This window comes from Skermanella sp., assembly GCF_059503625.1.
Genome location: NZ_JCACHA010000974.1, coordinates 1 through 6,469, shown reverse-complemented (window position 1 = coordinate 6,469; position 6,469 = coordinate 1). Strand labels below are relative to the sequence as shown.

The window sequence follows — 6,469 nt, the reverse complement described above, 5'->3', positions numbered from 1 at the left end:
CACCGATGGCTCGTCGCTGACCGCGATCGAGTTCCGCCTGGAAACCGACACCGACCGCGCCGTCAACGACGTCAAGGACGCCATCGCCAAGATCCGGATGGACCTGCCGCGCACCATCGACGAGCCCATCGTCGAGCGGATCGACGTCGAGGGCCAGTCGATCCAGAGCTACGCCGCCTCCGCCCCCGGCATGACGCTGGAACAGCTCTCCTGGTTCGTCGACGACGTCGTCAAGCGCCGGCTCCAGGGCTTGAAGAACGTCGGCCGGATCGACCGCATCGGCGGCGTCAGCCGCGAGATCCAGGTTCGCCTCGACCCCGACCGCCTGATGTCGCTCGGCATCACGGCGGCCGACGTCAACAAGCAGCTTCGCGCCACCAACATCGATCTCGGCGGCGGCCGGAGCGAGTTCGGCGGCCAGGAACAGGCGATCCGCACCCTTGCCGGCGCCCGCACGGTGGAAAGCCTGCAAGGCACCCGCATCGTCCTGCCGGCAGGCCGCGAGGTTCGCCTGAGCGACCTCGGCGAAGTGACCGATTCGTTCGAGGAGCCGCGCTCCTTCGCCAAGCTCAACGGCAACCAGCAGGTCGTCTCCTTCAGCGTCTTCCGCTCAAAGGGCGCCAGCAACGTCGATGTCGCCCGCGTCGTGGAAGCCGAGCTGGCGGCGCTGTCGCAACAGCACCCCGACGTCAGCTATACCCTGATCGACGACACCGTCAGCTATATCGAGGGCAACTACGAAGCCGCGATGGGCACCCTGCTGGAAGGCGCGGCCCTTGCCATCGTCGTCGTCTTCATCTTCCTGCGCGACTGGCGCGCGACCCTGATCTCCGCCGTCGCCATGCCCTTGTCGATCATCCCGGCGTTCTGGGTGATCCACATGATGGGCTTCTCGCTCAACCTCGTCAGCCTGCTCGCGATCACGCTGGTCACCGGCATCCTGGTCGACGACGCCATCGTCGAGATCGAGAACATCGTCCGCCACATGCGCATGGGCAAGTCGCCCTACCGCGCCGCGATGGAAGCGGCCGACGAGATCGGCCTTGCCGTCATCGCGATCACCCTGACCATCGTCGCGATCTTCGCGCCGGTCAGCTTCATGGGCGGCATCCCCGGACAGTATTTCAAGCAGTTCGGCCTGACCGTCGCGGTCGCCGTGCTGTTCTCCCTCCTGGTCGCCCGCCTGATAACGCCGATGATGGCGGCCTACCTGATGCGTCCCCACCCGGCACGGCCGGAAAAGGACGGCTGGCTGATGCGGGCCTATACCGGCTTCCTCCGCGTCACGCTGCGCTTCCGCTTCCTGACGCTGCTGGCCGGCATCGGCCTGTTCGCCGTGTCGCTGTGGAGCACGTCGCTGCTGCCGACCGGCTTCATCCCGTCGGAAGACGCCGCCCGCACCGTGATCTCGGTGGAGCTGCCGCCGGGCGCCACCCTGGCCGACACCATGCAGACTACCGACAGGGTCGCCGGCATCCTGAAGAGCATGCCGGAGGTGAAGTCCGTCTTCACCATGGGCGGAACCTCGCCCACCGGCGCCAGCCGGGAGATCCGGCGCGCGACGCTGCTGGTCATGCTGACGCCCAAGGGTACGCGCGACATGACGCAGAAGCAGGTGGAAGGCGAAATCTCCCGCCGGCTGGCCGAAGTCCCCGACATCCGCGCCTGGTACGTCAACGAGCGCGGCGAGCGCGAGCTGTCGATCACCGTCATGGGCAACGACGGCCACGCGCTGAGCGACGCCGTCGCCTCCCTGGAAGCGGCGATGCGGCGCGAACCCGGCTTCGCCAACGCGGCGGCCAGCGCCGGCCTCGACCGCCCGGAAATCCGCGTCGTCCCCCGGCTGGACGAAGCCGCCCGCTACGGCGTCTCCCCCGAGACCATATCGGAGACGGTGCGGGTCGCCACCATCGGCGACGCCGACGCCAACCTCGCCAAGTTCAACGCCGGCGACCGCCAGATCCCCATCCGCGTCCAGCTGGAGGAGACCGCCCGCAACGACCTGCGCCTGATCGAGACCCTTGCCGTCCCGACCGCCACCGGCGCCGCCATCCCCCTGATCTCCCTTGCCGATATCGGCTTCGGCCAGGGTCCGTCCTCGATCGAGCGCTATGACAGGGAACGCCGCGTCCTGATCGGCGCCGACCTCGTCGGCAGCATGACGCTGGGCGACGCGGTGGCGAAGGTCAAGTCCCTGCCCGAGGCCCGCAACCTGCCCGCCGGCGTCCGCATCCAGGAAAGCGGCGACGCCGAGATCATGGGCGAAGTCTTCTCCGGCTTCGCCGCCGCCATGGGCGCCGGTCTGCTGATGGTGCTGGGCGTGCTGGTGCTGCTGTTCCACAACGTCTTCCAGCCCATCACGATCCTGCTGTCGCTGCCGCTGAGCATCGGCGGCGTGATCGCCGGCCTGCTGCTGACCGGCAACGCGATCAGCATGCCCGTCGTGATCGGCATCCTGATGCTGATGGGCATCGTCACCAAGAACGCGATCATGCTGGTCGATTTCGCGGTGGAGCAGGAGCGCAAGGGCATGCCCCGGATCGAGGCGATCATCGACGCCGGCCGCAAGCGCGCTCAGCCCATCATCATGACGACCATCGCGATGGCGGCCGGCATGCTGCCCAGCGCGATGGGAGCCGGCGACGGCGGCGAGTTCCGCGCCCCCATGGCGATCGCCGTGATCGGCGGCCTCCTCGTCTCGACCCTGCTGTCCCTGATCTTCGTGCCCAGCTTCTACACGATCATGGAAGGCCTCTCCGCCTTCTGCGGCCGCATCTTCGGCCGCTTCATCGGCCCCAAGGAAGAAGACGACCCGCACACCGCCCCGCAGCACGCCAACCCCAACGTGACGATGCGGGAGGCGGCGGAGTAATCCGGCAATGAAACCGTAGAAGCGGCTTCCAGCCGCTTTCACGCCCCAAAGCTGCGCTTTCGCAGCCCGTCAAACCCTAAACGCCTCACGCGCCGAAAGCGGCTGGAAGCCGCTTCCACGCAATCGCCGCCCCCCATCCCCCCGCGAATACCAGCACACACAATCCCGCCGGTTCCCCACCGCCGACATCCCGCCCTATACTCCCCGGCAGCGCCCGCAGCACCGGTCCCCACGTTGATTTATTTAAAATTCATCGCCACCCACGGGCGAATGCTCGCCTTCGGCTTCCTGCTGACCCTGTTCTCCAGCTTCGGCCAGACCTTCTTCATTTCCCTCTCCGGCGGCCATATCCGCGAGGAATTCGGCCTCTCCAACGCCAGCTTCGGCATGCTCTATTCCGTGGCCACCCTGGGAAGCGCCACCGCCCTGATCTGGGCCGGGCGCTGGCTGGACACCGCCGACCTCCGCCACTACGTCGCCGCCGTCTGCCTCGCCCTGACCGCCGCCTGCATCGGCATGGCGACCGCCGGCCATGTCGCAATCCTGGGACTTTCCCTCTTCGGCCTCCGGCTGGCCGGACAGGGATTGATGCCGCACACCGCCATGACGACGATGGCCCGCCGCTTCGACACCGGCCGAGGTACCGCCCTGAGCATCGCAGCATTGGGACACCCGACCGGAGAGGCGCTGCTTCCCACCATCATGGTCGCGGCCCTGGCCCTGCTCGGCTGGCGCACCGCCTGGAGCGTCTGCGCCGCCGTGCTGATTCTGGCCGTCCTGCCGGCATTGCTCCTGCTGCTCCGCCGCAATCCAGGCGAAGCCGCCGCCCCGGCCCCCTCCACCCCCCTGAAGACCGGAGACCGCCCCATCGCCGCCAGGGACTGGACGCGGGCGGAAGTGCTGCGCGATCCCCGCTTCTACCTGCTGCTGCCGGCCCTGCTGGCCCCCGGCTTCATCAACACCGGGGTCTTCTTCCACCAGATCGCCCTGGTCGAAGGTAAAGGCTGGCCGCTGACGGTCTTCGCCGCCTCCTTCGCCTTCTACGCCGCGACCACCATCGCCACGTCGCTGTCCATCGGCCCGGTCATCGACCGGATCGGAGCCGTCCGCCTGCTGCCCTTCTACCTGCTGCCGCTGGCGACCGCCCTCACCGTCCTGTCCCTGAGCGGCGCCCCCCTGGGAGCGGCAGCCTTCATGGCCCTGGCCGGCATCACCGCCGGCATGAGCGCCGTCATGGTCGCCGCCGTCTGGGCCGAACTCTACGGCACCCGCCACCTGGGAGCGATCCGCTCCATGTCCGTCTCCATCGTCGTCCTCGCAACGGCCCTCTCTCCCGGCCTGTTCGGCTGGCTGCTCGACCGGGGCGGAAGCTTCGACGGGATTGCGATGGGCAGCGCCGTGGGAGTGCTGGCGGCGGGGTTGCTGACGGTGCCGGCAGTGCGGGGGAGAGTGTAAGTCGAAATGACTCAGGCACAGGAGTTAATAGATAAGCAAATTAATTCCCTCTGACCCATTTCTTCCAATCACTGACTCTTTTCTTCCCCTGCCTACTCAAACGTTCACTTAAGCACACAGTTCCGCCGGTGCTGCGTGACAGTTCCGCCGGAAACATCAGCGTTCCGCCGGGACTGTGATAGGTCCGCCTGGGGTCAACAATGATGCGGAGGCGAAAAGGGATGCGCTTATCTGCTTGCGGTAGCGTGGAACAGGATGGCTTGTTTCTCGCATTCATGGTGATCGGGCCACGTCTTGCCGTACTCGACAAGCTTTGGGTCAGGCGACGTGCACACGACAGTCAGCCAGCTTCCTTTCGGGCTTCGCTTCAACCTGGTCAAAGCGACGTAGATAAGTGCCCTACTTTCATCCGACTTGAAATCGCTAACATAGACGACGAGGAGCCTGGATTCCCAACCTTTGAAGCTGTGCAGGGTAGTCGCCTTGATCCGGGCGTCCCCCATGTAGAAGCCCATCTTCTCGCGGCGGCGCTCCTTGACGTTGTGATCGAAGGTGCTGACGGTATTGACGTTCATTTTCGTCAACCGGGCTACCACGTCCTCGCCCACCCTGGTGTCGTCCGTCAGATAAGTGATGTCCGCATTCGCCAGACCCTTAGATCCCGTTTGCAGCATCAGCAGCCGGATTTCCTTGACGCACGCCTCGCTTCCCTCATTGCCACGGCATTGCACCCACCGCAGGCGGCAGGTTTCCAGGGCGAGATCCATCTGTTCCGCGTCGGGCACGTCGGCGGTCGAGGACGGCAGAAACCGATCGGCGAAGTCCCTGGCGTATGCCTTGCCCAGGGTGGGAAGGCGGTAGCTCATCTTCAACTGCGCCCACCGACCGCTGGTGAAACCCATGTCGTTCATGACTTCGTCGGTCCATGCCTTTCCGGTTCCGTAGACGTCCTGGGTCGCATCAGCAACGAGCAGCATCTCGCCGTCCGGTGACAGAGCCTTCCGGAGAATGTTCCACCATTCCGGCTTATAGTCCTGCCCCTCATCGACCATAATCGTGTCGACGGTTTTTATCCTGCCTGTTTCCAGGGCCGTCCGGGCCAGCTCAGGGATAGCGACTCCAAAGATGTAGTTTCTGTCCTTTTCGTTCCCTGCGTTCTGATACTGCTCGAATAGCTCCTTGTATTCATTCTCCAGCCCGGCTTCTTTGCAGACGTCCTTGCAGAACAAGTGGAAATGTCTGAAGCAAATGAGGCTCATCTCGTGCGGCTTGCCCAGTCCCCGCACGACCAAATCCTTCAGGTAATGCCAAAGCGTGATGTTGAATGTGAGGATCAGGACGGTCTTGCCCTGCTTCGCGCGATGCGCGGCCCGCGCCGCCAGCACGAGAGATTTCCCCGAACCGGCTGGCCCCTTAATCCGGCGGTAGCCCAAAGCGGGCCATGTGTTAACAAGATTCTTCTGATTGGTGTCCAAAATCAGCGGTTCACGTTGGGTCGCCGCAAAATCGGGTTCCACTAGCCACCCACGGAGATCCTTCGCGAGAGCCTCAGTCATAAGGCGGGAGTGTTGACGGAAGGCTTCGGGAAACACCTCTCGGAGATTGCCGGTCTCGATCTCTCTCCTTCCGCTTACGGGGTGGTACTTGGCATACTCCTTCTTCTCTTCGTCTGACATGAAATGCTGCATGAGGGCGAAAACCCTGGATTTGTCGGCGAAAGGAAAGATGACGCCCGCGCTGATGGCACCGAAGCCGTCGTTCTGTTTCAAGCGGGGGCAATACAGCTCATAAATGCTTTTTTTATACGATCCCACTTTGAGAATGGGGTTTTCGCTCTGAATGCTGAAGGACTGCTCGCCGCGTTTCGCCATCAGGACCGGCATTCCATACCTGTCGGTCTCCACGAAATAGTACATGGCGTCGAGATTCCAGTCCTTCACCTCGAACACGCCGATACCGACCTTCGGATTTAGAAGGACGAAATCCGGTCTCAAGCCGTTCAGATGGGGTTGGATGTAGATCTCCCAATCGGGAGACAGCGTCCGATCGAACAGATCGAAAACTGCCCGTTCCCCTGCCGTCAAGGGTTGACGCAGTTCCGACAAGGTTTCGACGGGCGGGGATACGACGCGGCGGCTCATG

The 6,469-nt window shown here is 64.2% G+C and carries 3 protein-coding genes; 2 read left to right on the top strand and 1 reads right to left on the bottom strand.

Features of this window, described 5'->3' with window-relative positions:
• On the top strand, nt 1-2,872 hold a 2,872-nt coding region (locus AC5JJ6_RS35730), incomplete at its 5' end, for an efflux RND transporter permease subunit (RefSeq protein WP_496046597.1).
• A gap of 234 nt (nt 2,873-3,106) precedes the next feature.
• Complete coding sequence (locus AC5JJ6_RS35725) at nt 3,107-4,327, top strand: MFS transporter (protein WP_496046596.1); 1,221 nt, start codon at nt 3,107-3,109, stop codon at nt 4,325-4,327.
• Between the two features lie 227 nt (nt 4,328-4,554).
• On the opposite strand, the gene AC5JJ6_RS35720 is transcribed toward AC5JJ6_RS35725, so the two are convergent.
• The coding region (locus AC5JJ6_RS35720) for a DEAD/DEAH box helicase (RefSeq protein WP_496046595.1) at nt 4,555-6,469 on the bottom strand (1,915 nt) is incomplete at its 5' end.